Below are 26,353 nucleotides of genomic sequence, written 5' to 3'. Positions count from 1 at the left end.
GGCAATGCCCGCTATCGACTGTTCGGGCGTCACCAAGCGATTCGGTTCGGTGACGGCCCTCCGCGACCTCGACCTCACCGTCGAAGAAGGTGAGGTGTTCGGCTTCCTCGGCCCCAACGGGGCCGGGAAGTCGACGACCATCGACATCCTGCTCAACTACGTCTACCCGAGCACCGGCGACGTCTCGGTCCTCGGGATGGACGCGGCGGACGACACCGTCGCCGTGCGCGAACGGACCGGCGTCCTCCCCGACGGGTTCGGCACGCTCGGGGCGATGACCGGCCGCGAACACGTCGCGTTCGCCGTCGAGGCCAAGGGAGGCCACGACGAGGTCGACGCGTTGCTGGACCGCGTCGGCATCGCCGGGGCCGCCGACCGCAACGCACAGGGGTACTCGAAGGGGATGCAACAGCGACTCATGCTCGCGATGGCGCTCGCGGGCGAACCGGACCTCCTCATCCTCGACGAACCCTCGACCGGACTCGACCCGGCCGGGGCGAGAGAGATGCGAGAGATCGTCCTGCAGGAGGCAGACCGGGGCGCGACGGTGTTCTTCTCGTCGCACATCCTCGAGCAGGTCGAGGCGGTCTGTGACCGCGTCGGCATCCTCGACGACGGCGAACTCGTCGCCATCGACACCATCGACGGGTTGCGCGACGCCGCCGGGACGACCGGACAGGTGACGCTCACGCTCGATTCGATGCCGACGGAACTCCCCGGGACCATCCGGGAGATAGACGGCGTCTCGACCGTCACGGTCCGTGGCGACGCCCTCGTCGTCGGCTGTGAGAACGCCACGAAAGCCCACACGATACAGGCCTGCTTCCGGGCCGGGGCGACCGTCGAGAACGTCGAGACCAGCGAGGCGTCGCTGGAGGACCTGTTCGTCACCTACACGGGCGACGACGCCGACCAGGACCGCGAAGCGGTGGCGGAGGTGGAGCCGTGAAACTCGCACTCGTCGCCCGGAAGGACTTCGAGGACGCGGTCCGCGACCGGGCGCTGCACGTCACAGCCGGGGTGTTCGCGCTGTTCGGTCTGGGTATCGGCTACGCCTACAGCGACCGGCCGACCGCGGCCGGCGCGGATCCGGCCCAACTCGTCACCCTCCTGGTTCTCACCGGCCTGTTCCTGGTGCCCATCGTCGCGCTGTTGCTCTCCCAGAACGACATCGTCGGCAAGCGCCGGGACGGCGAGTTGAAGGTGTTGCTCGGGCTTCCGATCTCCCGCGAGTCCATCGTCCTCGGGACGTTCCTCGGCCGGGTCGCCGTCGTCGCCGTGGTGGTCGCGACGCTGTTCGTCGTCTCCCACCTCGTCGCCGTCGTCACGTTCGCGCCCGTCGACCTCGAGCTCTCGATGGTCGCGTTCGTCCTCCTCCTGGTGTTCGGCGTCGTGTTCGTCGGCATCGGGACGGCCATCTCCGCGACGGTGCGCTCGCCGACCAGCGCGTCGGGACTCACGGTCGGCCTGTTCCTGCTGTTCGTCATGCCGCTGTGGAACTTTATCGTGAGCCGACTCGTCTACGTCGTCAACGGGTTCGAACAGGCGGCCACCTACCCGGACTGGGCGTTCGCACTGGAGAACGCCGAACCGTTCAACGCGGCCCGGAACCTCTTCGCCGGGTCGTACAACGAACTCGGCCAGGGGTTCTCCCTGTTCGGCGGCCCGTACCCCCAGCCGTCCCGCGTCGTATTCTACCACGAACCCGCATTCGGCGCGGTCGTGTTGCTCGCGTGGCTGGTCGTCCCCCTCGGACTCGGCTACCTGCGCTTCCGCGAGGCCGACCTCTAGACCCTGTGACCGAGTCACGGACCACCTGAACCCTTTTTCGCACCCGCCCCCACCGTTCGTCCGTGTTCGACCCAGAACCGTTCACCGACGAGGCGGTCCGGGGCGCGGCGGCCGTCGCCTGCGACGCCACCGTCAGCGGGTTCACCCACGTCGAGGAGGGGAGCGACCGCGTCGCCGTCGTCGCGCTTGACGACGGCCGAACCGTGGTTCTGAAAGCGCCCGACCTCGTCGACCCGGAGCGGTTCCGGCCCGAACCCAGACTCGCAGCGCTGGTCGACCGCGAGACGGACGTCCCGGTCCCGACGGTCCACCACGTCGGCGAGGACGGCCCCATCGACGGCCCGTGGTTCGTCATGGCCTACGTCGAGGGTGAGAACTGGGAGAACCGTGCGACCGAGTTCCCGCCGGACCAGCACGAACGACTCGTTCGCGAGGCCGGGTACAACCTCGGCCAGGTCCACGCCATCGACGCGTTCTCCGGGTTCGGCCGGGTTGGCGTCGCCGACGGCGACCTCGTCGTCGACGACCCGACCGACGACTGGCGCGAGTGGGTCGCCGAACTCGGGCGTGGCCGACTCGACCGCATGGCCGACGGGCCCTTCGACGACCTCCTGCCGGCGTGTCGGCGCGAACTCGACGCCCGCCTCCAGGACGTGCCCCGCGACGTCCGGCCGGCACCGGCCCACACCGACTACCGCCTCGGGAACCTGCTCGTCGACCCCGGGGCCGGTCCGGCCGACCCGGTCACGAGGGCGGTCGTCGACTGGGGCAACACGTACACGGCCCACGGCGAGTTCGACCTCGCCAGCACCGAGGACTTCCTCTTCGGGTGGTACGACGTCCCCCCGGACCGCGCCGCGACGCTCAGGGAGGCGCTCTTCGAGGGGTACGCCGCCGAGACGGGCCTCGTCCGCGACGACGCGTTCCGGGCCCGCTACCGTGCCTACCGACTCGTCACGCGCTTCGCCGGGATGGAGGGCGTCCCGTACTGGTTCGAGTCCGAGGAACGGGCCGCCGCGGAGGCGAGACACCGCGCCTTCCTGCGCGGGACGTTCGGCATCGAGTGAGTCGGGTCGTCGGGCCTACTCGCCCGGCCACTCGTCGACGCCGTTCGACTCCAGCACCTCGCGGAACGCCTCCTCGTCTATCGTCGGCACGTCGTTCGCGTCGGCGTCGTCGCGCTTGCTCTGGCCAGCGTTCTCGCCGACGACGAGGTAGTCCGTGTTGCCCGACACCGACGACGTCGCGCTGCCGCCGTGGCGCTCGACGAGGTCCTGGAACTCGCTCCTGGGCGCCGAGAGCGTCCCGGTGAAGACGAACGTCAGGCCGTCGAGTTCGTCCGCCGCCTCGACCTCGTAGGGCCGTGGCTCGACGCCCGCGTCGGCGAGTCGGTCGAGGACGCGCTCGTTCACCTCGCTCTGGAAGAAGTCGACGATGGTCCCGGCGACGATCGGTCCCACGTCCGGCACCGAGCGCAGGCGCTCTTCGTCGCCAGCCTCGGCCGTCTCGCGCAGCGCCTCCAGCGACCCGAACTCCTCTGCCAGCGCCCGGGCGGTCTCCGGGCCGACCTTCTGGATGCCCAGCGCGGAGAGGAAGTCCGGGAGGGATGGCGACTTCGAGTCTTCCAGTTCCGAGAGCAGGTTGTCGGCGCTCGTCTCGCCCCAGCCCTCCAGTTCGAGGAGGTCCTCGCGCTCGATGTCGTAGAGGTCGGCGATGCTGTCGGTGACGAGTCCCGCGGCGACGAACGTCTCGACCGTCTCGGCGCCGACCCCCTCTACGTCGAGTCCGGTGTCGCTGGCGTAGTGCTCGACGGACCGCTTCAACTGTGCCGGACACCCGAGGCCGCCGGTGCAGAAGGCCATCGGGCCGTCGCGCTCTATCGCGCTGTCGCAGACGGGGCAGGTTTCCGGGAGTTCGAAGTGGCCCTCGCTGTGCTTCTCGACGACCTCGTCGACGTACGGGATGACGTCGCCGGCGCGTTCGAGGCGGACCTCGTCGCCGACGTTCAACTGCATCTCCTCTATCTCGCCGGGGTTGTGGAGGCTGGCCCGGGACACCGTCACGCCGCCGACGTCGACGGGTTCGAGCAGCGCGACGGGGGTCAGCCGACCCGTCCGCCCGACCTGCACCGCGATGTCGGCCACCGTCGTCACCTCGGTCCGGGCCGGGAACTTGTACGCGTAGGCCCACCGGTAGGCACGGGCCGTCGCGCCCAGGTCCGCCTGCGCGGCCACGTCGTCGACCTTGACGACCACGCCGTCTATCTCGTAGTCGAGGTCGTCCCGTTCGTCCATGAGGCGGTCGCGGTAGTCGATGGCGCCGTCGACGTCGCAGTCGGTCTCGACGCGGTCGTTCAGCGGCAGGCCGAGTCCGGGGAACGCCGACAGGGCCGCCGAGTGCGTCTCCCAGGGGTCGGACGACTCCAGCACGTCGAAGACGTAGATGGAGAGGGGGCGCTCGGCGACGACGGTCGGGTCCTGCTGCCGGATGGTCCCGGCCGTCGCGTTCCGCGGGTTCGCGAAGGGTTCGTCGCCGCGTTCGACGCGCTCCTTGTTGTACGCCTGGAACGCCGACTTCGGCATGTACACCTCGCCCCGGACCGCGAGGTAGTCGGGGTAGTCGCCACGGAGTCGCTGGGGGAGTGCCCGGATGGTCCGGGCGTTCCGGGTCACGTCGTCGCCCTCGTAGCCGTCGCCCCGGGTCGCGGCGCGGACGAGGTGGCCGTCCTCGTAGATGACCTCCAGCGAGACGCCGTCGAACTTCGGTTCGCAGACGTAGGAGACGTCGCCGACGGCCCGCCGGGTCCGGCGGTCGAACTCGCGTACGTCCTGCTCGTCGCCGGAGGAGTCGATGGAGAGCATCGGCGCGACGTGCTCGACCGTCTCGAAGTGGTCGACCGGTTCGCCGCCGACGCGTCGGGTCGGGGAGTCCTCCGTCTGGATGTCGAACGCGGCTTCGAGGTCCTGCAGGCGCGAGAGCAACGCGTCGTACGTCCGGTCGGGGATGACCGGGTCGGCCTCGACGTAGTAGCGCCGGTCGTGGTACCGGATCGCCTCCCGCAACCGGGCGGCCTGTTCGCGGGCGCGCTCCTCGCTCAGTTCCTCGACCGGTTCGAAGTCCGTCGGCGGGTTCTCGACGTACGGGTTGTCGCCTGCCAGGTCGGCCTCGCTCATCGTCCCCCAGTTGCGGTTCGGGGGGGTTAGGTCTTGCTCGACAGGTCGCGCACGGTCGTCGTCCCGGGTCGATGGACGCGATACGGTACGCCAGCCACGACTCACTCGGGGATGACGTGGAGCGCGGCCGGCGGGATGGCCGCCCGGACCCGGGACCCCGTGTCGAGGCCGAGGCGCTCGAACGTCGTCGGCGGGACGGTCGCCGTGAGCGCGACGTCCGTGCCGTCGACGTCGACGACGACGCGGTAGGCGTCGCTCTCGTTGACCCAGCGCCGGACCCGGCCGGGGAGCGCGTTCGCGCCGTCGGCCTCGTCCGGCGTCACGCCGCCGTCCGTCGCCGGCATCAGTTCGACGCGCGACGGCCGGACGCAACAGGTCACGACCGACCCGGGTGGTGGGTCGGCGTCCGTCCGGAGCGTCACGTCGCCGGTTCCGACGTGCCGACCGTCCTCCGAGACGGTCGCCTCGAACACCGTCTCGCTCCCGGTGAACTCGGCGACGAACCGGGTCGCCGGGCGTCGGAGCACGGTCGTCGGGTCGTCGACCTGCTCGACGCTCCCGTCCCGGAGGACGGCGATGCGGTCGCCGAGGGCGGCAGCAGCGCGCTGGTCGTGGGTCACGTAGACGATGGGGACCGAGAGCGAGTCGAACAGGTCGTACAGTTCGTCGCGCAACCGGCGACGGATGGGGGCGTCGAGGCTCGACAGCGGTTCGTCCAGCAACAGGACGTCGGGGTCGGCGGCGAGCGTCCGGGCGAGGGCGACGCGCTGGCGCTCCCCGCCCGAGAGGCTGGACGGGCGACGGTCCAGCACGTCGTCGAGTTCGAGGCGCGCCGCGAGTTCGTCGACGCGACCGGGCCGGTCGGCGGCGTAGGCGACGTTCTCGCGGGCGGTCATGTGCGGGAACAGCGCGCCGTCCTGGAACACGAGGCCGACGCCTCTCGCCTCGGGCGGGCGGCCGACGAGCGACCGACCGTCGAGTGCGACCGACCCGTCGTCCGGGACGACCAGGCCCGCGACCAGCGAGAGGAGCGTGGACTTCCCGCTCCCCGACGGGCCGAGGACGGCCAGCACCTCGTCGTCGACGGAGAGGTCTACCGGACCGAAGTCGAACCCGTCGTACCGTTTCGAGAGGTGTGTCAGTTCCAGCATGGCTACTCCAGTGGGTTCGTGCCGAGTGCGTTCAGGACGACGAGCGTCGCGACGGCCACCCCGACGAGGACGACGGCGACGGGGAAGGCGCTGTCCAGACCGAGCGTGGTGAACGAGACCCATATCTCGACCGGCATCGTCCGCGGGTAGTACGCGAGCATGATGGTCGCGCCGAACTCGCCCATCGCCCGGGCGAACGCGAGCGTGACGCCCGCGAGGACCCCCGGCCACGCCAGCGGGAGGGTCACTCGCCGGACCGTCGTGGCCCGACTCTTGCCGAGCGAGCGCGACGCGGCCTCGAGGCTCCGGTCGACGCTCTCGAACGCCGCCTTCGCCGTGACGACGACGAACGGCGACGCGACGAACGTCTGGGCGAGGACGACGCCGACGAGCGAGCGCGTGAGCGAGAGGCCACCGGCCGCGGCGAGTCCCCCGACGAACGTGTTCGGTCCGACGACCGTGAGCAGCACCATCCCGCTGACGATGGGCGGCAGGACCAGCGGGAGCACGACGAGCGCGGTGAGAAGTGTCGTCACCGGACCGTCGGTCCGGGCCAGCCAGTACGCCAGCGGGAGGCCGAACGTCGTCGCCACCGTCGTGCTCGCGAGCGACGCGAGGAGCGAGGTCCAGGCCGCCGAGACGACGTCCGGCGCGGTCATCCGGTCGAGGACGGCCCCCGGCGGCTGGGCGACGGCGAGCGACACCAGCGGCACGAGGTAGTAACACAGCAGCACCGCCCCGAGCAGGAACGCGACCGACAGCCAGTCGAACCGGCCGCCGGTGGCCTCAGTTCGGTATCGTTTCGGGAACATCGCCTGTGTATCGTGGGTACTCGTCCGGGACGACGAAGCCGAACTCGTCGAGGTACTGTCCTGTGACGTGTTCGTCGAACACGTCGACGACCGCCGGCGACCGGTTGCGGACGGTCGATCCGTAGCTGATGGGCCCGCCGGTGACGACCTTCCCGCCCGGGAGTTCGTAGCTCGTCCTCGCGTATCGGTCGGCGAAGGCCGGGTCGCTCAGGTCGACCTCGGGCGGGAGTTCGACGAAGTCGTAGTCGCGTTCCGTCGCCATGTTGCGGTACGTGACGGCGGCGTCGATGGCCCCCGTCTCGAACTGGCTGACGAGCTGTGTCTCCGGGTAGAGCTGGTCGCGGCTGGGAATCGTCGCCCGGAGGTCGACGTCGGTGTCGTAGTACCCGGTGGCGAGGTCGAGGACGAACAGCGTCCGGTAGCCGAGCGGGTCGAGGTCCGGGTCGGTCCGACCCAGGGAGACGTCGTCGTCCAGCAGTGGCCGGTACCACCCCGCCGTCCCTGCGTCGGCGACTCGCTGGCCGCCCCCGGTGTCGGGGTTGTACGCCACGACGACCGAGTTCGTGGCGAACTCGGCGTACCAGTCCGGCCGGAGGGGGTCGTCGAAGAGCGCCACGTCGGCCAGCGAGACGACGTCGGGGTCCTTCTGTCCCGAGGCGACGAGTCGCGCCACCTGCGCCGACCCGTGGGCCTCGATAGCCAGCGGTCGCTCGACGAGCGGTCGCAGTCCGTTCTCCAGGGCGTGGGTCAGGCTGCCGGCCGCGAGGATGGAGACGCGTTCCTCCCCGCCGGCCGACGAGAGGACGCCCGTGCAGCCGGCGAGCCCTCCGAACGCGGCCGTCGCGCCGGCGAGGAACGCTCGTCGACCGACCGACGACGCAGATGGCTTCACGGTACTACTCACGACCAGACGAACTAAAAGCCTGCCTCGGATGGCCGTTCGAGTCGTACCGCCGCTCCGGCGTCGCCCGAGTCAGCAGTCGTCGACGCGCTGGAGTTCTGCCTCGGCGTCGTCGCGGTGGGTCCGGGCCGCCGACACTGCTCCCCGTCGCGCGTCCTCGACGGCCGCCTGGAAGTGGTCGGTCGCGAGGACGAGGTGGTCGGTCTGACAGTCGGCACGCGTCACGTACTGGGCGAGCACCTCTGGTGCGTCGTCGCCGACGCTGGCGAAGGACTCGTCGGCGGCCTCGAAGTGCGCTCGCCCGTCCGCCAGGGCCGTTTCGGCCGCGTCGAACGACTCGTTCTCGATGGCCGTCCGGGCGGTCGCCAGGTCCTCGCGTCCGAGCAGGACCGACTCGTAGCCCCGGGTCACCGCGAGCAGTCCGTCGACGAGACGCGAGGCCGCCGTGAGCGCCGGTTCGAGTTCGTCGTAGGCGACGGCGTCGACGGCGTCCAGTCGGTCGGGGTCCATCGAGTCGGCGGCTTCGGTGGCCGTCGTGACGTACTCGTCGGCCTGCCGGGCGGTCTCGTTCCCGTCGCGTATCGCCGACAGCGCCGCGTCGTAGTCGCCTTTCTCGACGTCGGTCTGGACCGACTCCAGTCGGCCCTCGGTGTCGACCGTCGAGAGGAGGGCGACCAACCGCGTCATCGACGCGAGGACCGTCGTCAGCGACCGGAGCGTCTCGATGGTCGCCAGCTGGTCGTCGGTCGCCGTCTCCGCCGCGGCGTCGAGGTCCGACCGGGCGGCCTCGACCACCGCCAGCGTCTCCTCGGTGTCGAGGTCGACCTGCGTCGGGTCGGACTCTAGCTGACTTTCGAGTTCCGAGAGGCGGTAGCCGACCCGGTTGAGCGCCCCGACGGCGGACCGCAGGTGTTCGGCGGTCGCTTCCTCGTCGGTCTGTCCACCGTCCGACGCGCTGTTCGTGCCGTCGCCACCGGTCCCCGGGCCGTCGTCGCCCGGGCCGCTATCGGTCGGCATCGACTGGCAGCCGGCGACGGCCGTCGTGCCCGCGACGGCGAGTGCCCTGAGGTAGACGCGTCGCTTCATGTGTCCGTGAACCCGACCCCGTCACTTGACACTTCTGGCCTACAGGAGCACCGTGACGACGCCGAACAGCACCAGCACGCCGAGTACGTCGCAGGTGTTCGTGACCACCGGGATGACCACGTCGTCGGGGTCCAGGCCGAGGCGGTAGGCGGCGTAGGTCGTCGCGAGCGTCACCGCGATGGCCAGAACGGCGAGGGCGGCGCCGGAGTACGCCGCCACGAGGACCACGTCGACGGGCGCGAGCGACGCGCCGACGGTCAGTTCGGTCAGCCCCCACGCGGCGGCACCGACGAGCGGGAACACCGAGATGGCGAGCGCGCCCGTCGCCAGCGCGTTGCCGACGAGCGTGTCGTCCTCGGGGGAGAACGTGACCGTCCCCAGGTGGACCGCCGTCGAGAGCCGTGCCGCGAGGATGGACCCGAGGTTGCCGGCCGTCCCGATGGTCACCGGTACCAGTACGAGCAGCGACGGCCGTTCCAGCAACACCGACTCGAAGCTCCCCAGCACCAGCCCCGAGCCGAGTTCGACGACGGAGAGGGCCAGCAACAGCGGGAGCATCGCTCGCGAGATGTCGCGGACGGTCCACTGTTCGGGCACCTACATCCCCCCGATTCCGAGGACGATTCGCGACGCGAGCAGGAGGAACGCCATCCCGAACACGTCGCCGGTGGTCGTGACGACCGGGCCGACGAGCGTGTCCGGGTTCTGCCCGCGCCGGAAGCCGGCGAAGACGACGGAGACGACCGCGACCGACAGCGCGATGCCGGAGAACACGCCGGCCAGCCCGGAGATGGCGACCAGCGTCGCGAGACTCGCGGGGTCGCGCGACAGCAGGCCGAGCAGGACGTACACCGCGACGGCGGCGAACACGCTGACGAAGAGGCCGTTCGCGATGGCGGCCGCGACCGCACCCCGGAGTCGTTCGTTCCCCACGTCGACCCGCGGTTCGAGCAACCCCTGGTGGAGTCCGGTCGCGAGTCGCGCGCCGAGGGACCCGTAGACGTTCCCCCGCGTCGCCAGCAGCGCGGGCACGAGGACGAGCAGCCCCGGCACCTGCTGGAGTTCCGACCGCATCCCGCCGAGGACGACGCCGGCGAACAGTCCGCCCACGACGCTGGCTGCCAGCGCGGGCAGGGCCTCCCGGTAGGCTTCGACCGCGACGTCCCGGACGCTCATGTCCGTCGAATCGCAGGCCGTCCGTAAAAAGACAGGCGCACCGGCCACGGTCGCCGGCCCGGGCGAGGATTTTTGTCGCGGCGTGCGAACCGTCGGACATGGACGCTGACGGGCCCCCGGAGCGCGACGACAGACGTGTGATCGCCGACACGCTCCGGGAGCGCGCACGGGGGATGCGCCGGGACGCCTGCGAGGGGTTCGAGACGGCGCCGGAACGGGACCCACTCGTCACGGAACCGGCGCACTACCAGCCACAGGCGTTCCCCCGGTCGGTCGACGAACAACTCGACAGGCTCGCCGGTTCGGCGGGCATGGTCGTGGTCGACGACGGCCGGGTGCTCTGCACCGAGATCGGGTACAAGGACGGCTGGATGACCCCCGGCGGGGCACAGGACCCCGGCGAGACGCTGGCCGAGACCGCGGTCCGGGAGACCTACGAGGAGACGAACATCGAGGCCGAGATAACCGGCGTCTTCTACCACCGCGACTTCGCCATCGACTACGGCCACGACGAACTCGTCCGGGTCCCGCTGGTGGTCTTCACCGGGCGGCGGGTCGGCGGGCGACGCGCCACACCCTCCCATCGCGTCCCCAGCGGTGAGCCCGAGATAACCGACGTGGACTGGTTCGCCCCGGACGAACTCCCCGATGGCCTGACCGACCGGGAGCGCATCCGCGACCACCTCGGGTGACGGGTCACCGTGTAACGGCCAGGCTACGGTGCGCCGGTCGGGGACGGACGACGGCGGTTCTCGACGTCGGCCACGTCGGCCCGCTTCCCGGAAGGTTTACTCCCCCGAGGGCGAAGCCGGCGGTATCGTGCGTGACCTCGACATCCTCCTGACGAACGACGACGGCATCGACGGCGACGGTCTCGCCGCCCTGCGGCGCGAACTCACCGAACTCGGCGACGTCACCGTCGTCGCCCCCGCCGACAACCAGTCCGGCGTCGGCCGCAAACGGACGACGTACAACACGCGCACCGTCCACGACTGGGGCTACGCCATCGCCGGCACGCCGGCCGACTGCGTGGCCTACGGGCTTCGCGGCCTCGACCGGGAGTTCGACCTCGTCGTCTCCGGTTGTAACCACGGACCGAACATGGGCGCGTACGTCCTCGGTCGCTCGGGGACCGTCGGCGCGGCCATGGAGGCCGCCTTCCTCGGTACGCCCGCGGTCGCCGTCTCTGCCTACCACAACGTCGAGTTCTTCCTCAGGCCGCCCGAGGAGTTCGACTTCTCCGCGCCCGCCCGCATCGCACGCGAACTGACCGAGGACTGCCTTGACGCCGACGTGTTCGACTCCGTCGACATCGTCAACGTCAACGCGCCCGTCGACGCCACCGACCCGAGACTCCGGGTCACCCACCCGCACGACGACTTCGACGTGCGCGTCGAACACACCCAGGTCGACCCCGACGACGAGGACCTGCCAGTCCCGGTCGGGGACGACGGTGAACTCATCGCGCTCCGGGACAAGTTCTGGCCCCACGTCGAGGGCTACGAGAACCCCATGGTCGACATCGACGACGTGCGGGACCGGTACCCCGTCGGCAGCGACCGTCGCGCCGTCGTCGACGGCGAGGTCAGCGTCTCCCCGCTCTCGGCACCCCGGGAGGCGGCCCACCACGAGAAACTCGACGCCATCGTCGACCAGCGCAACATGACCTGACCTGACCTACTTCTCCAGGTGCGCCTTGTAGTAGACGCCGCGGTGGTGGACCGCAGAGACCGACCACGGCGTCCCGACGCAGACGTCGCGCAACCGGTCGGGCGAGAACAACAGGAAGTGCAGCGCCCGCCCCTGGATTCGCTCGCCGTCGCGTGGCTCGTACTCGAAGTGGAACGTCCGGTGGGCGACGCCGTCGCGGGGGTCCGGCCGGTAGCCGAACAGTTCCTCGTCGACCTCGGTCGCGTCGTAGTTGTCGACGGCGGCGACGCCGTCCTCGTCCGTGACGTGGGCGAGGTCCGAGAGCAACGACCGCACGCCGGCGAACGAGTGCGCCAGACCGAGTTGCGTGCCGTTGAGCAGGACCGTCCGGAACGCGTCGCGCTCGACGTCCGACCGGAGTTCGAACATGTCGCCGACCCTGACGTCCTCGGCCCCGCGTTCGCGGGCAGCCTGCACCGCGCCGGGGCTGACGTCGATGCCGACGGCCTCCTTCCCCAGGTCCTGGAAGAAGCAGAGGTGCTGGCCTGCCCCGCACCCCACGTCGAGGATCGGGTCCGGGAGTGACCTGTGCCGGTCGATGGACGCCTGGTCCCACTCCTCTCTCGGGGTGAAGTAGTTCTCGTGGATGTGGCCGTCCTGTGTCTCCTCGCCGTCGACGTACCGGCACTCGCCGAGTTCGTCTCGCTGGTAGTCGAGCATCGCCGTTCCGAGTGCGTCTGCTACCACACCCCTAGGTAACGTGGCGCAATTGTAATAACAGTGTAATGAAAGGTGGTACCATCTCACATCTCGTGGGCCGGTCGCCTGTGGCGAGGACGACCCGGCCGTCAGTGCTTCGGCGACGCGTGGCTGTCCCTGCCCGGACAGCGACGGGTCCTCCGGTGTACGTGTGGACCTTCCTCGTCGTCGCGATGCTGCTGATGGCCCACCAGTCGTGGACTGCCGGGGATACCCGGTCCGGTGGCCCGACCACCGGCGTGCCGGGCGACGACTGAAGACGGCGGAAGCACCACCTCGTTCTCGCGACAGAGAGCCAGCCGTCGGCACCGAAGACACTTGTCGCTCCGCGGAGAGTCTCCCGACGTGCCCGGTCGTCGTCGCGTCCTCCACGCGGTAACCACGGCTACAGTCACCTCGCTCGCTGGCTGTTCGGTCGGCGGCGAGTACCACGACTTCGAGGCGACCAATCGAACCGACAGCGCCACGAACGTCCGCGTCGCGTGGGACGGGGTCGAGGAACGGTTCCCGGTCCCGGCGAACGGGTCCGTGTCGTGGCGGGACCTGTTGCCCGACGAGGAACGGACCGAGGTCGCGGTCGAGGTCTACGACACCCGACGGACGGTCGACTGGACCGGCGATGGCCCGACGCTGTACGTCCACGTAAGACCTGGTGGCGTCGACGTCGGAACGTACTACGACGACTGAAAGAGGCCGACCGCGACTACCCGAACGGACCGCCGCCGCCACCGAGGCCGCCCATGCCGCCACCGCCGCCGCCCTGTTGCATCTTCTTCATCATGCGCTGCATGTCGCCGTCCATGCCACCCTGGAACTGCTTCAGGGTCTGCTCCATCATCTTGTGCTGCTGGAGCAGTTCGCGGACCTTCTCCTCGGGTTGCCCCGACCCGCGGGAGATGCGTTCGACCTGTGACTGGCCGACCGACCGCGGGTTCTCCATCTCGGCGTCGGTCATCGAGTCCATGATGACCTCGAAGCTACGCATGCGCTCCTGGGTCACGTCCATCGCGTCGTCGGGCAACTGGTCCTTGATACCGCCGCCGAACCCCGGTATCATGTCCATCACCTGGTCGAGGGGCCCCATCCGGTTCATCGCGTCCATCTGCTTCTTCATGTCCTTCAGGGTGAAGTTGCCCTTCAGCATGTCCTCGGGGTCCCAGTCCTCGTCCTCCTCCTGGGTCTCCTCCATCGCACGCTCGACGCGTTCGACGAGCGACCCGAGGTCCCCCATGCCGAGCAACCGGGAGATGAACCCCTCCGGTTCGAAGCGCTCGATGTCCTGGACCTCCTCGCCGATGCCGAGGAAGGCGATGGACGAGTCCGTCTCGTTGACGGCGGTCAGCGCGCCGCCACCCTTCGCCGTCCCGTCGAGTTTGGTGATGACGACCCCGCCGATGCCGACGGACTCGTCGAACTGCTGGGCCTGCTCCTTCGCGCCCTGACCGATGGCCGCGTCGAGCACCAGCAGCGAGATGTCGGGCTGGACGACGCTCTCGATGTCCTCGATCTCGTCGATGAGGTCGGCCTCCAGTGCGTGTCGACCCGCAGTGTCGACGATGTGGACGTCGGCGTCCTTCGTCGCTTCGAGGCCCTTCCGGGCGATGTCGACCGGGTCGTCGTTGTCCGGGTCGCCGTAGAACTCGACCTCGGCGCGTTCGCACATCTGCTTGGCCTGGTCGTACGCGCCCGGCCGGAAGGTGTCGGTCTGGATGACCGCCGGTCGCAGTCCCTTCTTCGAGAACCACCACGCCATCTTCGCGGCGGAGGTGGTCTTACCCGACCCCTGCAACCCGGCGAGCATGATGGTCTGTTCTTCGAGCGGGAGTTCCGTCGACTCCCCGATGAGGTCGACGAGTTCCTCGTAGACGATGCGGAGGACGAAGTCACGCGCTGGCGTCCCTTTCGGCGGTTCCTCTTCGAGCGCGCGCTGTTTGATGTTGTCCGACAGTTCCATCACGAGAGAGACGTCCACGTCGGCCTGCAACAGCGAGCGCTGTATCTCCTTGACGACCTCCTCGACGTCCTCCTCCGAGATTCGCGACTTCCCACGGAGTTTGTCGAGGGTGCCCCGCAGAGAACTGCCCAAGTCGTCGAGTACCATTTGCAGGGTTCTACGAGACTCGGGCGTTAAAGCCTTTTTCTGCGACGCTCGGAACCGCGAGCAACGTCTCGATTTGACTACTGAAACTGACTTCTGGGACCGTTTTTACCGGTGGACGTGGAAGTTGCGTTCGCAGTCGGTCGCCACAGGTCTGTCATCCCATCCAACCACTTCCGTCGCCACAGGCGACGACACACCCTGGCGACCGTTTTCGGTCACCCTCGTGTCTGCGAGATACCGGACTCGCCCGGCACGTATCCCCCTCCAGTAGAGATACAATCTCCAGTGGAAACGAAGGGGTCGAATCGCCCCGCTGTCACTCGTCGTCGGCCCCGAGCAACCGGTCGACCATCACCTCGGGGTCGAACCGTTCGAGGTCGTCGTACCCCTGTCCGACGCCGAGGAAGAGGATCGGCTTCCCCGTCACGTGCGCGACCGAGATGGCCGCACCGCCGTTCGAGTCGGCGTCCGCCTTCGTCAGGATGGCGCCGTCGATCTCTGCGGCGTCGTCGAACTGCTTGGCTCGCTTGACGGCGTCCTGCCCGGCGACGGCCTCGTCGACGAACAGCGTCATGTCCGGTCCGACGACCCGCCCGATCTTCTCCAGCTGGTCCATCAACCCCTCGTCCGTGTGGAGTCTGCCGGCCGTGTCGCCGAGCACCACGTCCACGTCGTTCGCCTCGGCGTACTCGACGGCGTCGTAGATGACGGCCGCCGGGTCGCCGCCCTGCTGGTGGGCGATGAGCTTCTTGCCGAGCGCTTCGGCGTGCTCGCGTATCTGCTCGTTCGCGCCGGCGCGGTAGGTGTCACCGTTGGCCAGCACGGAGGAGTACCCGCGCGCTTCGAGGTACGCGGCGAACTTCGCGATGGTCGTCGTCTTCCCGACGCCGTTGACGCCCGTGAAGATGACGACGAGGGGTTTGTCGGCCTCGGCGACGCGCTGGTCGAAGTCGAACTGCCCGACCGAGATGACTTCGAGCAGCGCCTCGCGTAGCGCGTCCTCGACGATGGACCCGGCCGACTCCGTGAACTTGCGGCGCTCGCCGACGAGTTTCTCCTCGACGCGGTCGAGAATCTCCTCGGCGACGCTCATCTCCACGTCGGACTCCAGCAACGCTATTTTCAGCTCCCAGAGCGGTTCGTCGAGGTCTCCCTCCTCGATGACGAACCTGCCCGTCGCGGCCGCCTTCATCTTCGCACCGAACCCGGTCTCGGGTTCGCCCTCCTCGTCGGCTGCCGCCTCGGGTTCGTCCGGTTCGCCCGTCTCGGCACGGTCTGCCTCTGCTTCGGCCTCGGTCGAGACGGGTTCGGCCTCCTCGTCCGGTTCTGCGGCCGTCTCCTCGGTCGAGACGGGTTCGGCCTCCTCGGCCACCTCGCCCTCGGGAACGTCGCCGTCACCTTCCGACTCGGCTGCGGCCTTCTCTTCGGCCGTCTCCTCGACGTCCTCGCGGAAGCTACCGAACTTGTCCTTCAGGCTGTCGAACATCGGTCTACTCGTCCGCGTCTTCCTCCTCGGCCTCCATCTGCTGCATCTGCTGCTGGAGCTGCTGTTGCTGGGCTTGCTGGGCCTGCTGTTCGAGCTGGTCGTTCTCGCGCTCGAGTTCGGCTATCTCGTCCTGGACCTCGCCGATGCGGTCGTCGAGGGCGTCCTTCTTGTTCTCCAGGGTACCGATGGCGCTCTCGTGGTCCTGCTCTGCGGCGTAGCCGCCGCCGAGTCCGACGATTACCTCGTCGATGTCCTCGACCGTGGCCCGGACGTACGCGTCGCCGCCGAGGGGAACCTGCACCGTCGACCCGGTCTCGAGCGTCTCGAGCGCCTCGATGGCCTCGTCGGCCTCTGACTTCTCGTCGCGCAGGTCTTCGATCTCGCCCTCGAGTTCCTCGATCTCGGCCTGGATGGCCTGCATCTCCTGCTGCAGTTGCTGCATCTGACCGCCGCCACCACCCATCATCGTGCCTCGACCTCCGTGACCTCCATCTGGGTGCGCTTGACGTTGTGCTTGCTACCGAAGGTCGCGAACGTCCGCTCGCGCGCGACGTCCTCGTTGGGAGCTTCTATCGTCGTCTCGAAGCTCTGTTGCCCTCCTCGGGACTTGAACGATCCGCGGACAGTAAACTCACTCATGACAGGTACTCCGAGAGGGAGATGGAAGAATGCTTCCTTTCTACCGAGGCCGGGGCGACGGTGCTCGGCCGCGAGGAAGACGGTTCGGGACGGGCCGTCGGTGACGGAGTACGGGCGGAACGTGCCCCGGACCGGCGGGACCCGGCTAGCTGCGGGGCCGAACCGCCCGTCGTCGCCTCGGTCCGTGAGACACGACGACAGTAGTGTTCCCGGCGACGACCCCCCGGGAACGCGGGTCGTGTCATCTACGTGTATCGTGGAACTACGGGTGGGTCGGTCCGATGCCTACGAAAGGGTTCGGATACGCTCATTTCGAGACCACATAACTGCACTATAACTATCCTCCGTAGCCCCCTGGCTCGGAGTGCGATGACTTCGAAACAGGTCCCCGACGAAACGTCCCGCGACGACGGCCGAACGAGACGAGGCGTGTTGCTGGCCACCGGTGCACTCGGCATCGCCGCCCTCGCCGGCTGTACCGGGCCGAGCGAGACCGGCACGAACGGTACGGCCGACGACCCGGTCGGCGGCACGTCGACCGACCCGATGGGCGAGTCGACGACCGACGAACTCGGCGGCACGACCGAGGAGACCGACGAGACGACGACCGGCGAGACGACCGACGGACAGACCGCAACCGACGACGAGTCGACCAGTACGGACGACCAGACCGATACGACGACCGGTACGGGTGACGCCCTCTCGTCGCCCATCCAGCTCGGCGCACAGACCGACGCCTGGGTCGGCCAGGAACCGTCGTCCATCGGCGACGCCCAGAACCCGACGCTCCGACTCCGTGCGGGGGAGGAGTACGAACTCGTCTGGGAGAACCTCGACGGCGTCGAACACGAACTGGTCCTCGTCGACCAGGACGACGAGGCCCTCGCGAAGACCGACGCCGCCGAGGAGCAGGGTGCGACCGTCCAGGCGACGGTCACCGCCGCCGGGTCGATGGCCGAGTACTACTGCGAGTACCACCCCGAGTCGATGCGTGGCACTATCGAGATACTCGATTGAGAGACCACGGCCGGTCCGACGGCGGTGACCCCTGCCGTCGTCCGACCAGGGAGAAGGCCGAGAATCAGTCGATGAGTCCGAGTGCGTCCTCGATGCGCCCGAGTTCCGGACCGGTCGTGTCCTCGCCCGCCACGTAGCCGAAGTCGTTGGCGACGAGGCCGGACCCGACCAGCGGCGCGCCGTAGTTGACCGTGCCCACGTCGGCCGGCACGCCGAGCAGGTCCTCGAGGAAGTCGAGTTCGGCGTCGGTCGACTTCGGGTGACACAGGACGCCCTCGTTGTTGGCGACGGCGGCCGTCCCGACGGTCCGGACGCCCGCGAGGTCGCCCCGTTCGACGGGCACGTCCAGGGTCTCCTCGACGACGGCGACGCCATCGTCCGAGAGTTCAGGGTGGACGTAGGCGCCGGTGTCGTTGGCGAGGATGATGTTCCCCGCGGCGTTGCGTCGGCCGGGGAGTTCCCCGACTGGCCCGTCGATGGCCGATTCGATGCGGTCGCGCTCCGGGTCGCGGATGCGACTGGTGACGACGAGTCCGTTCGAGTTCCCGGCGACCAGCGCACCGACGGTCGACGACCCGGCGACGTTCGTGGCGACGACCGGAACCGAGAGTTCCTCGCCCAGTCGCTCCTGCATCGACTCGTCGAGGTCGGGGCGACACAGGAGACAGTGGTCGGTGGCCCGCGCGAACACGCCGACGTACGGCGATCCGGTGAACGCGGTCCGAAGCACGCTACCTTACTCCGCGTGTTCGGCTTCCACGACGGCCTCGCCCTCTTCGTCGAAGCGGGCGGCACGGACGCGGAGCTTGCTCGGCGGCTTCTTGCGGCCACGCGACCAGACCGTCTCGTTTATCGAGGGGTCGAGTCGGACGGCGTCCTCGTCGACGCTGAAGTGCTGTGCGAGGTGCCCCCGGATGAGGGACATCGCCTTGTCGGCGCGCTTGTGCTTCGCCTCCGCCTTCACGTCGCGGAGCGGCACGGTGATGACGCGCTCTTCGAAGTCGCTGGAGCTCATTATTCGTCGGTGTCGTTACGCCGCCAGTTTCGGCGCTTGTAGTTGCGCTGGACCTCCATGTCGGTCTTGAGCATGACCCAGGCGGGCACCCGGCTGTTCTGGCGCTCGAGCTTTGCGAGGCGCTTTTTCTTCGCCTTCGATTTCTTACCCATAGTGGCCGGAGATACCCCGTCCGCGTTTATAGTGTTGTTCTTTTCGAGCCGTCGCCCTCGACCCGTACTAGGTGGTTTGGCATCACGGCCTACCCGTTCGAGACCGTACGTCCGTGACGCCATGAACGACGCCAGCAACGGCCCGGCGCGGACGCGCCGGCAGTTCCTCAGGCGTGCCGGTGGGACCGTCGTCGCCGGAACGGCCGTGACCGGAGCCACGACCGCGGCCCCCGTTGCCGCCCAGAACCTGCTCAGGCGGCAGCTGGTCTTCGAGGACGTCGCCGGCGTCGAGATCGAGTCGAACAGCCACTACGTCGTCCTGGCCGACCTCGTCCGGGAGGCGGACAGGGAGATAGACCCGTCTGCCGTCGAGGGATGTAACGTGGTGGAGTTCTCGCCGGACGAGACGCGGACGTACGAGGGCATCGTCGTCGACCGTCTCAGGCAGGACCCCCAGGGGTACGAGCGCCAGATACTGACCCACGCCAGGGACGAGCGCCTCCCGCCCGGGTCCGTGTTCATCGTCAGCAACGCAGAGCCCTGCTCGGACGGGTACGTCGGCGTCGAGGCCGAGGCCATCTCGGACGAGTTCGCCCCGTACGGCGCCGAGACGGCCCAACCGGCGGACCCGGGTTCCGGACCGATACCGGGCTTCCGCCTGGCCGGTGCGGTCGCCGCGCTCGCCGGCGTGCTCGGACTCGCCCGGTGGCGCAGTGGCGACGACGCGGACTAGAGTGGGAAGCGTTCGACCGTCTCGTACGCCGGCCCGTCGTCGGTCAACGTGCTCTCGGTGAGTCGGACCTCGTCGACGCGCATCGACCCGACCGTCGGGTCCTCCTCCTGGACGCGCTCCTGGACGGCCTCCTTCCCGCCGGCGTGACGCATCCGGGCGAGGGTCACGTGCGGCGTGAACTCGTGGTCCTCCGGCGAGAAGCCGATGGCCGTCGTCTCGGCCTCGATGCCCTCGTGGAGGGCCGTCATCTTCTCGGCGCCGTCCCTGACGCCCAGCCAGAGGACGTTGATGTAGTCCAGGGAGGGGAACACGCCCAACCCGCCGAACGTCGCGTCGAAGGGGCCGACGTCCGCCCGTTCGACGCCGGCGGTGACCGCCTCGCTGAGGGCGGCCAACCGCGCCTCGCTCACCTCGCCGAGGAACTTGAGCGTGACGTGGACGGACCCCGGGTCGGTCGGGTCCAGTCCGGTCGCGTCGTCGAACCGACCCTGGAGCGCCGCCACATCGTCGGTGAGCGACGGCGGGAGGTCGATACTGACGAACAGTCGCATACCCGTGACGATGCCCGATGAGGACTTGAAACTGTCTTCCGTTCAACCACGCGACGCGGCGGCGATACCGCCCGCCAGAACCGGTCCAGACGTCGCAACCCTTACCCGTCCGGGCCGCCAACCGCGGGATATGACCGACGAGAAGCGAGACCATCAATTCTCGGAGGGGCAGGGCTTCTCCGACCCCTACGACGAGTTCGACCTCGACCCGCCGGAACTCGGCGTCGACCCGAGCAAGGTGGACCCCGTCGACTCGCGCGTGCTCACGGACCTGCTCGACCGTGAGAACGTCGACGCCGACGCCGTGGACGCCGACGAACTCGTCGACGTCGGGCTGAACTACATGGGCATCAACCGGCACGAACAGGCCGCCGACACGTTCGAACGCGCCGCCCGGTTCGCGGACGACGAACGCGTCGCACAGGAGAGCTGGGTGAACAAGGGCGTCGCCCACGCCGAACTCGAGGAGTGGGACGCCGCCATCGGGGCCTACCAGGAAGCACTCCACATCGACGACGACTCCGAACACGCCGCCGCTGCCGAGACCAACCTCGCCTACGCGCTCTGGGAGTCCGGCGACGTCTCCCGTGCGCTCGAGCACGCAGAGCGTGCGGTCGAACTCGACTCCAGGTTCCCGCAGGCGTGGTACAACCGGGGCTTCTTCCTGCTCGAACGTGGCCTCGCCGAGGAGGCGCTGAACTGCCTGGACAACGCCATCAGGCTCGGCATGCGCAACGCCGACGTCCTCGAGGAGAAGGCCCGGGCGCTCGAAGCGGTCGGCCGTGACGAGGAGGCAGAGGAGGTCGCCGCCGAGGCCGAGGAGATTCGAAAGCGAACCGAAGAACGGCTGGTCGAATGATACTCAACGAGCGAGACACCCCGGAAGGACTGCTCGTCTCCGTCTGCGACCCCGGACTCATCGGCGAGACGTTCGAGGAGGGCGACCTGTCGTTGACGGTCACCGAGGAGTTCTACGGCGGGGCCGAGGTCGGCGAGGACGACGTCGTCGACAGCCTCCAGCGCGCCACCGTCGCCAACATCGTCGGCGAACGCGCCGTCCGCGTCGCCGTCGACGCGGGCGTCATCGACGAGGAGAGCGTGCTGGCCATCGAGGACACCCTGCACGCACAACTGCTCCGACTCGGGTAAGCCGAGCGTACTCGAAGACCGGACGGTCGCCCGGTCCGGGAGCGTACGGCACACGTCCTCGGTCCCGGGCGACCACTGCCACTTCTACTCGCGCGCTCGCTGGGCCGGCCGCCGATACACCGTAGACGACACCCACTTATAGTCGCCCGACAACGGTCCGACAAATGGTCGGCGTCGCTACCGTCGCGACCGTCGTCGTCGCCGGACTGGCGAGTCTGTTCATGGCGTGGTCCATCGGCGCCGGGTCGTCCGGGTCGACGCCCTTCGCACCCGCGGTGGGCGCGAACGCCATCTCCGTGATGCGGGCCGGGTTCTTCGTCGGCATCCTCGGCTTCTCCGGGGCGGTGCTACAGGGGCAGGGCGTCACGGAGGCGGTCGGGCAGGAACTCATCGGCGGCGTGACGCTGTCGGCCGCGGCCGCGACGGTCGGGTTGCTCATCGCGGCGGCGCTCGTGGCCGTCGGCATCTTCGCCGGCTACCCCATCGCGACCGCGTTCACCGTGACGGGGGCCGTCGTCGGCGTCGGCCTGGCGATGGGCGGCACGCCGGAGTACGGGAAGTACGCCGAGATCGTGACGCTGTGGGTCGCCGTCCCGTTCGTCGGCGGCGGAATCGCGTACGCGACGGCCCGTGCGCTGCGCGGCGACGCGCTGGAGGAGGGGTTGCTGGTCCCGGGACTGGCCGCCGTGGTGGGCGTCATCCTCGCGAACGTCGAGTTCGCCCTGCTCGGCCCGCCGGACGGGAGCGCGTCGGTGGCCGCGACCGTGGCACCCGTGCTCCCGGTGCCACACGTCGTCGGCGTCGTCCTCGTCTCGCTCGCAGTCGGACTGCTCGCCGGCGGTGCGCTCGCCTGGGACGTGGCACGCGACCAGGCAGCAGCACAGCGCCGGTTCCTGCTCGCCCTCGGCGGTCTCGTCGCCTTCTCGGCCGGCGGGAGTCAGGTCGGGCTCGCCGTCGGCCCCCTCACGCCGCTCCTGTCGGGGTTCGACGTCCCCCTGACCGCGGTGCTCGTCGCGGGTGGACTGGGGCTCCTCGCCGGGTCGTGGACGGGCGCGCCACGGATGATAAAGGCGCTCTCGCAGGACTACTCCTCGCTGGGCCCACGGCGCTCCATCGCGGCGCTCATCCCCAGTTTCGCCATCGCACAGACGGCTATCTTCTTCGGCATCCCGGTCTCGTTCAACGAGATAATCGTCAGTGCCATCATCGGGAGCGGGTACGCCGCCGGCGGTGGCGGCGTGAGTCGCGAGAAGATGGTCAAGACGGTGCTGGCGTGGGCCGGGTCGCTCGTCCTCGCGTTCACCCTCGGCTACGTCGCGTTCCTCGGCGTGTCGGTGGCGCTGGGCCTGTAGCGCCGGCCGAACCCCCGGTCGTCACTCGTTGGGGGAGACCTCTCCGGGTTCGGCGCCCGAGGCGTCGGGTTCCTCGCCCGCCCCGTCGCCGTCGACCCGCGTCAGCCGCGCCTTCATGATGCGGGTGTTCTCGACCTGCTCGACGGTGATTCGGATGCCGTCGTAGACGATCTCCTCGCCCTCCTCGACGAGGCGGCCGGCGCGGTTGAAGATGAACCCGGCGATGGTCTCGAACTCCTCGCCCTCCGGGAGGTCGATGCCCATCGCCTCGTTGACGTCCTCGATGTTGAGTTCGCCTTTCACGATGAACGTGTCGTCGTCGAGCGCCTCTATCGGCTCTTCCTCCTCGCCTTCGAGTATCTCGCCGACGATCTCCTCTATCATGTCCTCCATGGTCACCAGCCCCTCGGTCGTCCCGAACTCGTCGATGACGATGACCATGTGCATGCGGTTCTCGCGCATCTCGGACATCAGTTCGTCGACGTTCTTCGACTCCGGGACGTGCAGCGTCGGCTGGATGAGGTCCTCCAGCGTGATGTCGTCGGGGGCGGTCTCGCCGTAGTTGAGGTCGCGGACGAGGTCGCGGATGTGGACCACGCCGATGACGTTGTCGAGGCTCCCCTCGTAGATGGGGATGCGGGCGTGCCCCGACTGGATGGCCGTCTCGATGGCCTCGGTGATGGGGGCGTCCTTCGGGACGCCGGTCATGTCCAGTCGCGGCGTCATCACCTCCTTGGCGATGGTGTTGTTGAACCGGAAGATGCGCTGGAGCATCTCGCGCTCCTCCTCCTCGATGACGCCCTCGCGTTCGCCGGTCTCTATCATGTCCTGAATCTCGTCGCGGGTCACGTAGGACGTCTCGATGGCCGAGCGCCCGCCGGTGACCTTGTTGACGACGCGGGTGAGGTAGTCGAAGACGAGGATGAGCGGCAGGAGCAGGTACTCCGACCACTTGAGCGGTTTGGCGATGCGGAGCGCCCACGACTCGGTGTTCTCGACGGCGTAGCTCTTGGGCGCGCTCTCACCGAACAGGAGGACGAGTGCGGTGATGGTGAGCGTCGCAACCGCGACGGCCATCCCCTGGTCGAGGTAGATGGCGAACAGTCCCGTCGCGATGGACGACATCGCGATGTTGACGAGGTTGTTCCCGACCAGGATGGTCACGAGCAACCGGTGCGGGTCGTCTTTCAGTTCGGCGACCGTCTCCGAACCGGGGCGACCCTCCTCGCGAAGCGACTCGATCCGGTGCTTGGCGAGGGAGAACATGGCTATCTCCGACGAGGAGAAGAACGCGGAGAGCCCGATGAGGACGACGATCGTGGCGACGCCGAGGATGGCGATGGCTGTCTCTGACAGTTCGATACCGAGAACCGGGACGGTGTACAGAGCGCCGGCCTCCACGGACGCGAGACTAGGCAATGAACCCATTCGACAGTGAGCCTTGGGGGTCACTTGGATTAACTCTTTTCTTGTCTGTTGACCGGTCGTTCGGGTTCCACGAACACTCCCTGCCGCGTCCGAAGGACTTTCGGCCGCCTCGTCCCTATAGGCGGCCATGTCGACCACCCCGCACATCACACTATACAGGCTCCAGGCGTGTCCGTTCTGCGAGCGCGTCGTCCGGGTCCTCGACGAGTACGACATCGACTACCGGTCGCGGTTCGTCGAACCGATGCACTCGGACCGGAACGTCGTCAGGCGAGTCAGCGGGAAGCGGACGGTTCCCGCCATCGTCGACGAGAACACGGGCGTGACGATGTCCGAGAGCGCGAACATCGTCGACTACCTTCACGCCACCTACGGCGACGGGGGTGTAGCCTGATGGACTTCGACGTCGTCGACCTGCCCGAGACGGACCACGTCGCCGAGGGCGAGACGGCACCCGACTTCACACGCCCGCTGGTGACCGACGAGTTCTGGGAGGACGTCTCCCTGTCGGAACTGACCGACGACGGTCCGGTCCTGCTCGTCTGTTTCACCATGGACGGGGCGTTTCCGGCGACGTACATCTGGAACGAGATTCGCGACCGAGCGTGGGGCGAGCGCTACGACGTCCGGGTCGTCGGTCTCTCTATCTCGGACCCCTACGCGCACAAGCGACTCATCCACGAGCGCGAGATGGACTACGACCTGTTCTCGGACCCCGGTGCCGACGTGGCCCGGGAGTACGGCGTCGAGCACGACCTCGACGGGATGGCCGGCGTCGTCGAGTTCCGACCGGCGATGTTCCTCCTCGACCCGGACCGGACCGTCGAGTACGCCTGGGTCGCCGAGGAGTGGCCCGAATTCCCGGACTACGACGCGGTCGAGGACGAACTGGCGTCGCTCTGACGGGGTCGTCCGGGCGGCTTTCTGACAGGCTTTTACTCCCGGCCCGACTACCGCCGACCATGACCGACGTAGCGCGCGCCGGCGAGGTGGTCCGAGAGGGCGGACTCGTCGTCTACCCCACCGAGACGGTGTACGGACTGGGCGCCGACGCGCTGGACGAGGCGGCCGTCGAGCGCGTCTTCGAGGCGAAGGGACGGAGCCGAGACAAGCCCGTCTCCCTCGGCGTCCCGACCGTCGAGGCGGCGCTGGAGCACGTGGTGGCGACCGACCGCGAGGAGCGGTTCATGCGGCAGTTCCTCCCTGGCCCGGTGACGGTGCTGTGCGACCGCCGGCCGCACGTCCCCGACGTGTTGACCGCCGGTCGAGCGCAGGTCGGGATTCGCGTCCCGGACCACCCCGTCGCCCTCGACTTCTACCGGGCCGCCGCGACGCCCGTCACGGCGACGAGTGCGAACCGGAGCGGCTCTCCGAGCGTCACCGACCCAGCGGACCTCGACCCGGCGTTCCGCGAACGGGTCGACCACGTCCTCGACGACGGCCCGACGCCGGGTACAGAGAGCACGGTCGTGGACGTGGAGACGGGCGAGATACACCGCCGGGGCGCGCTCGCGGACCGTATCGAGGCCTGGTTCGACGCGAACTGACCGGCAGAGGCGTCAGACGCCGAGCAGCGACCGGAGGGTTCGCGTCCTGACGCCACAGGCGTCGGCGTACTCGCAGGCGCGACACTTCGACCGGTTGCGCAGGCGCGACGGCGGCCCGTCGATGGCCTCGACCGTCCTGATGGCACGTCGGTAGGCCGCCGTTCGTCGCCCCGTGAGTTCGACCGTCCGGACGACGCCGTGGGCGGGGTACTCGACGAACGCACGGTCGACGGGTTCCTGTCGGTCCCAGGCCAGCGCCTTCGCGGCCGCGACGGCCCACACCGACTGCGGTTCCCAGACGCCGTTCTCGGGCGGCTTCCCCGCCGAGACGAGCGAGGGTGCCGGCGGGTCGGTCAGCACCTTGTGGACGACGCCACGACAGTCACGGCCGGTCACCAGCACGTCCCGGTCGGCGGGGGCGGCGAGGTCGTCGAACCGGTCGCAGGTCTCGCTCGTCCGCCGGAGCGTCGCGCGGTACGCGTCGGGCGGCGGTTCGACCGGCAGGTCGGCGAGTTCGTCGTCCGGCATCGTCCCGTCGAGGATGGCCGGGTACCGGTCTCCGACGACCCTGACGGCCGTCACCTCGTCGGGGACGCTCCGGTCGTCCGCTCGCCGGGCGTAGTAGAGCTTTCGCGGGCAGTAGGTGGCCGCACGCAGGTCGCTGAAGCTTAACACGCCCCGTCT

General features: G+C 68.9%; 31 protein-coding genes and 1 pseudogene. 14 read left to right on the top strand and 18 right to left on the bottom strand.

The window, feature by feature from the left end; all coding sequences use genetic code 11:
* Positions 1-4 precede the first annotated feature (4 nt).
* From ACSC1W_RS13830 to ACSC1W_RS13820, 3 genes are all read left to right on the top strand, one after another.
* Positions 5-949 (top strand): ABC transporter ATP-binding protein, encoded by a 945-nt coding sequence (locus ACSC1W_RS13830; RefSeq protein ID WP_435348117.1) that lies wholly within the window; start codon positions 5-7, stop codon positions 947-949.
* A complete protein-coding gene (locus ACSC1W_RS13825) occupies positions 946-1,791 on the top strand; it encodes an ABC transporter permease subunit (RefSeq protein ID WP_435348116.1) in 846 nt (281 codons plus the stop codon). The genes ACSC1W_RS13830 and ACSC1W_RS13825 overlap by 4 nt, the downstream gene beginning before the upstream one ends.
* Before the next feature lie 62 nt (positions 1,792-1,853).
* Positions 1,854-2,858, top strand: coding sequence for a phosphotransferase family protein (locus ACSC1W_RS13820; RefSeq protein ID WP_435348115.1), 1,005 nt, complete (start codon positions 1,854-1,856; stop codon positions 2,856-2,858).
* Between the two features lie 15 nt (positions 2,859-2,873).
* On the opposite strand, the gene ligA is transcribed toward ACSC1W_RS13820, so the two are convergent.
* From ligA to ACSC1W_RS13785, 7 genes are all read right to left on the bottom strand, one after another.
* Positions 2,874-4,964 (bottom strand): NAD-dependent DNA ligase LigA, encoded by a 2,091-nt coding sequence (gene ligA / locus ACSC1W_RS13815; RefSeq protein WP_435348114.1) that lies wholly within the window; start codon positions 4,962-4,964, stop codon positions 2,874-2,876.
* Between the two features lie 101 nt (positions 4,965-5,065).
* The gene (locus ACSC1W_RS13810) at positions 5,066-6,115 is read right to left on the bottom strand and encodes an ABC transporter ATP-binding protein (RefSeq protein ID WP_435348113.1); all 1,050 of its coding nucleotides are present in this window, start codon (positions 6,113-6,115) and stop codon (positions 5,066-5,068) included.
* A gap of 2 nt (positions 6,116-6,117) precedes the next feature.
* Positions 6,118-6,927, bottom strand: coding sequence for an ABC transporter permease (locus tag ACSC1W_RS13805; protein WP_435348112.1), 810 nt, complete (start codon positions 6,925-6,927; stop codon positions 6,118-6,120).
* Positions 6,902-7,819 carry an extracellular solute-binding protein gene (locus ACSC1W_RS13800; protein WP_435348110.1) on the bottom strand — a complete coding sequence of 306 codons (918 nt, stop codon included), beginning with the start codon at positions 7,817-7,819 and terminating at the stop codon, positions 6,902-6,904. The genes ACSC1W_RS13805 and ACSC1W_RS13800 overlap by 26 nt, the downstream gene beginning before the upstream one ends.
* An 81-nt stretch (positions 7,820-7,900) precedes the next feature.
* Positions 7,901-8,914, bottom strand: coding sequence for a hypothetical protein (locus tag ACSC1W_RS13795; RefSeq protein ID WP_435348109.1), 1,014 nt, complete (start codon positions 8,912-8,914; stop codon positions 7,901-7,903).
* A 39-nt stretch (positions 8,915-8,953) separates the two neighbouring features.
* The gene (locus ACSC1W_RS13790; protein WP_435348107.1) at positions 8,954-9,511 is read right to left on the bottom strand and encodes a magnesium transporter; all 558 of its coding nucleotides are present in this window, start codon (positions 9,509-9,511) and stop codon (positions 8,954-8,956) included.
* Positions 9,512-10,090, bottom strand: coding sequence for a magnesium transporter (locus ACSC1W_RS13785; RefSeq protein ID WP_435348106.1), 579 nt, complete (start codon positions 10,088-10,090; stop codon positions 9,512-9,514).
* Positions 10,091-10,188: 98 nt separating this feature from the next.
* Between ACSC1W_RS13785 and ACSC1W_RS13780 the strand changes: the two genes are divergently transcribed.
* Together ACSC1W_RS13780 and surE are read left to right on the top strand one after the other, a co-directional pair.
* A complete protein-coding gene (locus ACSC1W_RS13780) occupies positions 10,189-10,782 on the top strand; it encodes an NUDIX domain-containing protein (RefSeq protein WP_435348105.1) in 594 nt (197 codons plus the stop codon).
* A 124-nt stretch (positions 10,783-10,906) separates the two neighbouring features.
* The gene (surE, locus tag ACSC1W_RS13775; RefSeq protein WP_435348354.1) at positions 10,907-11,761 is read left to right on the top strand and encodes a 5'/3'-nucleotidase SurE; all 855 of its coding nucleotides are present in this window, start codon (positions 10,907-10,909) and stop codon (positions 11,759-11,761) included.
* Positions 11,762-11,767: 6 nt separating this feature from the next.
* On the opposite strand, the gene ACSC1W_RS13770 is transcribed toward surE, so the two are convergent.
* Positions 11,768-12,487 carry a class I SAM-dependent methyltransferase gene (locus ACSC1W_RS13770; RefSeq protein WP_435348104.1) on the bottom strand — a complete coding sequence of 240 codons (720 nt, stop codon included), beginning with the start codon at positions 12,485-12,487 and terminating at the stop codon, positions 11,768-11,770.
* A 357-nt stretch (positions 12,488-12,844) separates the two neighbouring features.
* Between ACSC1W_RS13770 and ACSC1W_RS13765 the strand changes: the two genes are divergently transcribed.
* On the top strand, positions 12,845-13,186 hold the full coding sequence (locus ACSC1W_RS13765) for a hypothetical protein (protein ID WP_435348103.1): 342 nt from the start codon (positions 12,845-12,847) through the stop codon (positions 13,184-13,186).
* A gap of 16 nt (positions 13,187-13,202) precedes the next feature.
* Here ACSC1W_RS13765 and ACSC1W_RS13760 read toward each other — a convergent pair whose 3' ends face one another.
* The 4 genes from ACSC1W_RS13760 to rpl18a form a co-directional block, all read right to left on the bottom strand.
* The gene (locus tag ACSC1W_RS13760) at positions 13,203-14,600 is read right to left on the bottom strand and encodes a signal recognition particle protein Srp54 (protein ID WP_435348102.1); all 1,398 of its coding nucleotides are present in this window, start codon (positions 14,598-14,600) and stop codon (positions 13,203-13,205) included.
* A 316-nt stretch (positions 14,601-14,916) separates the two neighbouring features.
* Entirely contained in the window at positions 14,917-16,086 is a 1,170-nt protein-coding gene (gene ftsY, locus ACSC1W_RS13755; RefSeq protein WP_435348101.1) for a signal recognition particle-docking protein FtsY, read from the bottom strand.
* Positions 16,087-16,090: 4 nt separating this feature from the next.
* Entirely contained in the window at positions 16,091-16,549 is a 459-nt protein-coding gene (gene pfdA, locus ACSC1W_RS13750; RefSeq protein ID WP_435348352.1) for a prefoldin subunit alpha, read from the bottom strand.
* Entirely contained in the window at positions 16,549-16,725 is a 177-nt protein-coding gene (gene rpl18a, locus ACSC1W_RS13745; protein ID WP_435348100.1) for a 50S ribosomal protein L18Ae, read from the bottom strand. Before rpl18a ends, pfdA begins: the two co-directional genes overlap by 1 nt.
* 369 nt (positions 16,726-17,094) lie before the next feature.
* Between rpl18a and ACSC1W_RS13740 the strand changes: the two genes are divergently transcribed.
* Positions 17,095-17,742, top strand: a complete 648-nt coding sequence (locus ACSC1W_RS13740) for a cupredoxin domain-containing protein (protein ID WP_435348099.1) — start codon at positions 17,095-17,097, stop codon at positions 17,740-17,742.
* A gap of 64 nt (positions 17,743-17,806) precedes the next feature.
* On the opposite strand, the gene ACSC1W_RS13735 is transcribed toward ACSC1W_RS13740, so the two are convergent.
* From ACSC1W_RS13735 to ACSC1W_RS13725, 3 genes are read right to left on the bottom strand one after another with little or no spacing between them, the layout of a single operon-like run.
* A complete protein-coding gene (locus tag ACSC1W_RS13735; RefSeq protein ID WP_435348098.1) occupies positions 17,807-18,472 on the bottom strand; it encodes a translation initiation factor IF-6 in 666 nt (221 codons plus the stop codon).
* Between the two features lie 6 nt (positions 18,473-18,478).
* Entirely contained in the window at positions 18,479-18,757 is a 279-nt protein-coding gene (locus tag ACSC1W_RS13730) for a 50S ribosomal protein L31e (protein WP_435348097.1), read from the bottom strand.
* On the bottom strand, positions 18,757-18,909 hold the full coding sequence (locus ACSC1W_RS13725; RefSeq protein WP_261649254.1) for a 50S ribosomal protein L39e: 153 nt from the start codon (positions 18,907-18,909) through the stop codon (positions 18,757-18,759). Before ACSC1W_RS13725 ends, ACSC1W_RS13730 begins: the two co-directional genes overlap by 1 nt.
* A gap of 121 nt (positions 18,910-19,030) precedes the next feature.
* Here ACSC1W_RS13725 and ACSC1W_RS13720 point away from each other — a divergent pair, with 121 nt between their 5' ends.
* Entirely contained in the window at positions 19,031-19,642 is a 612-nt protein-coding gene (locus tag ACSC1W_RS13720) for a hypothetical protein (protein WP_435348096.1), read from the top strand.
* Here the strand turns inward: ACSC1W_RS13720 and thpR are convergent.
* The gene (thpR, locus tag ACSC1W_RS13715) at positions 19,639-20,193 is read right to left on the bottom strand and encodes an RNA 2',3'-cyclic phosphodiesterase (protein ID WP_435348095.1); all 555 of its coding nucleotides are present in this window, start codon (positions 20,191-20,193) and stop codon (positions 19,639-19,641) included. The genes ACSC1W_RS13720 and thpR overlap by 4 nt on opposite strands.
* A gap of 130 nt (positions 20,194-20,323) precedes the next feature.
* Here thpR and ACSC1W_RS13710 point away from each other — a divergent pair.
* The 3 genes and pseudogenes from ACSC1W_RS13710 to ACSC1W_RS13700 form a co-directional block, all read left to right on the top strand.
* Positions 20,324-21,049: pseudogene (locus ACSC1W_RS13710) on the top strand (tetratricopeptide repeat protein); the annotation flags it as partial.
* On the top strand, positions 21,049-21,342 hold the full coding sequence (locus tag ACSC1W_RS13705) for a DUF424 domain-containing protein (protein ID WP_435348094.1): 294 nt from the start codon (positions 21,049-21,051) through the stop codon (positions 21,340-21,342). The pseudogene ACSC1W_RS13710 and the gene ACSC1W_RS13705, both read left to right, overlap by 1 nt.
* Before the next feature lie 164 nt (positions 21,343-21,506).
* Entirely contained in the window at positions 21,507-22,694 is a 1,188-nt protein-coding gene (locus ACSC1W_RS13700) for an inorganic phosphate transporter (protein ID WP_435348093.1), read from the top strand.
* 21 nt (positions 22,695-22,715) lie between these two features.
* Here the strand turns inward: ACSC1W_RS13700 and ACSC1W_RS13695 are convergent, their stop codons facing one another.
* Entirely contained in the window at positions 22,716-24,122 is a 1,407-nt protein-coding gene (locus ACSC1W_RS13695; RefSeq protein WP_435348092.1) for a hemolysin family protein, read from the bottom strand.
* Between the two features lie 127 nt (positions 24,123-24,249).
* On the opposite strand from ACSC1W_RS13695, the gene ACSC1W_RS13690 reads away from it, so the two are divergent.
* From ACSC1W_RS13690 to ACSC1W_RS13680, 3 genes are read left to right on the top strand one after another with little or no spacing between them, the layout of a single operon-like run.
* Positions 24,250-24,516, top strand: coding sequence for a glutathione S-transferase N-terminal domain-containing protein (locus ACSC1W_RS13690; RefSeq protein WP_435348091.1), 267 nt, complete (start codon positions 24,250-24,252; stop codon positions 24,514-24,516).
* On the top strand, positions 24,513-25,025 hold the full coding sequence (locus tag ACSC1W_RS13685; RefSeq protein WP_435348351.1) for a redoxin domain-containing protein: 513 nt from the start codon (positions 24,513-24,515) through the stop codon (positions 25,023-25,025). Before ACSC1W_RS13690 ends, ACSC1W_RS13685 begins: the two co-directional genes overlap by 4 nt.
* Positions 25,026-25,084: 59 nt before the next feature.
* Positions 25,085-25,669, top strand: a complete 585-nt coding sequence (locus tag ACSC1W_RS13680) for an L-threonylcarbamoyladenylate synthase (protein WP_435348090.1) — start codon at positions 25,085-25,087, stop codon at positions 25,667-25,669.
* Between the two features lie 12 nt (positions 25,670-25,681).
* Here ACSC1W_RS13680 and ACSC1W_RS13675 read toward each other — a convergent pair whose 3' ends face one another.
* Positions 25,682-26,344, bottom strand: coding sequence for a CRISPR-associated protein Cas4 (locus ACSC1W_RS13675; RefSeq protein WP_435348089.1), 663 nt, complete (start codon positions 26,342-26,344; stop codon positions 25,682-25,684).
* Positions 26,345-26,353: the final 9 nt, after the last annotated feature.

Origin of the sequence: Haloarchaeobius marinus (genome assembly GCF_051207415.1) — an archaeon.
Lineage (GTDB): Archaea > Halobacteriota > Halobacteria > Halobacteriales > Natrialbaceae > Haloarchaeobius.
The sequence above is the reverse complement of the archived record's forward strand: the minus strand, read 5'-3'. Positions and strand labels throughout refer to the sequence as shown.

Bases quoted from the DNA above. Each gene is read 5' to 3' on its own strand.
- ACSC1W_RS13695 (WP_435348092.1), bottom strand. From the start codon at position 24,122: ATGGGTTCATTGCCTAGTCTCGCGTCCGTGGAGGCCGGCGCTCTGTAC.
- ftsY (WP_435348101.1), bottom strand. From the start codon at position 16,086: ATGTTCGACAGCCTGAAGGACAAGTTCGGTAGCTTCCGCGAGGACGTC.
- ACSC1W_RS13795 (WP_435348109.1), bottom strand. From the start codon at position 8,914: ATGAAGCGACGCGTCTACCTCAGGGCACTCGCCGTCGCGGGCACGACG.
- ACSC1W_RS13785 (WP_435348106.1), bottom strand. From the start codon at position 10,090: ATGAGCGTCCGGGACGTCGCGGTCGAAGCCTACCGGGAGGCCCTGCCC.
- ACSC1W_RS13805 (WP_435348112.1), bottom strand. From the start codon at position 6,927: ATGTTCCCGAAACGATACCGAACTGAGGCCACCGGCGGCCGGTTCGAC.
- ligA (WP_435348114.1), bottom strand. From the start codon at position 4,964: ATGAGCGAGGCCGACCTGGCAGGCGACAACCCGTACGTCGAGAACCCG.
- ACSC1W_RS13680 (WP_435348090.1), top strand. From the start codon at position 25,085: ATGACCGACGTAGCGCGCGCCGGCGAGGTGGTCCGAGAGGGCGGACTC.
- thpR (WP_435348095.1), bottom strand. From the start codon at position 20,193: ATGCGACTGTTCGTCAGTATCGACCTCCCGCCGTCGCTCACCGACGAT.
- ACSC1W_RS13705 (WP_435348094.1), top strand. From the start codon at position 21,049: ATGATACTCAACGAGCGAGACACCCCGGAAGGACTGCTCGTCTCCGTC.
- ACSC1W_RS13720 (WP_435348096.1), top strand. From the start codon at position 19,031: ATGAACGACGCCAGCAACGGCCCGGCGCGGACGCGCCGGCAGTTCCTC.
- ACSC1W_RS13780 (WP_435348105.1), top strand. From the start codon at position 10,189: ATGGACGCTGACGGGCCCCCGGAGCGCGACGACAGACGTGTGATCGCC.
- ACSC1W_RS13760 (WP_435348102.1), bottom strand. From the start codon at position 14,600: ATGGTACTCGACGACTTGGGCAGTTCTCTGCGGGGCACCCTCGACAAA.
- ACSC1W_RS13830 (WP_435348117.1), top strand. From the start codon at position 5: ATGCCCGCTATCGACTGTTCGGGCGTCACCAAGCGATTCGGTTCGGTG.
- ACSC1W_RS13690 (WP_435348091.1), top strand. From the start codon at position 24,250: ATGTCGACCACCCCGCACATCACACTATACAGGCTCCAGGCGTGTCCG.
- rpl18a (WP_435348100.1), bottom strand. From the start codon at position 16,725: ATGAGTGAGTTTACTGTCCGCGGATCGTTCAAGTCCCGAGGAGGGCAA.
- ACSC1W_RS13810 (WP_435348113.1), bottom strand. From the start codon at position 6,115: ATGCTGGAACTGACACACCTCTCGAAACGGTACGACGGGTTCGACTTC.
- pfdA (WP_435348352.1), bottom strand. From the start codon at position 16,549: ATGGGTGGTGGCGGCGGTCAGATGCAGCAACTGCAGCAGGAGATGCAG.
- ACSC1W_RS13730 (WP_435348097.1), bottom strand. From the start codon at position 18,757: ATGAGCTCCAGCGACTTCGAAGAGCGCGTCATCACCGTGCCGCTCCGC.
- ACSC1W_RS13740 (WP_435348099.1), top strand. From the start codon at position 17,095: ATGACTTCGAAACAGGTCCCCGACGAAACGTCCCGCGACGACGGCCGA.
- ACSC1W_RS13725 (WP_261649254.1), bottom strand. From the start codon at position 18,909: ATGGGTAAGAAATCGAAGGCGAAGAAAAAGCGCCTCGCAAAGCTCGAG.
- ACSC1W_RS13700 (WP_435348093.1), top strand. From the start codon at position 21,507: ATGGTCGGCGTCGCTACCGTCGCGACCGTCGTCGTCGCCGGACTGGCG.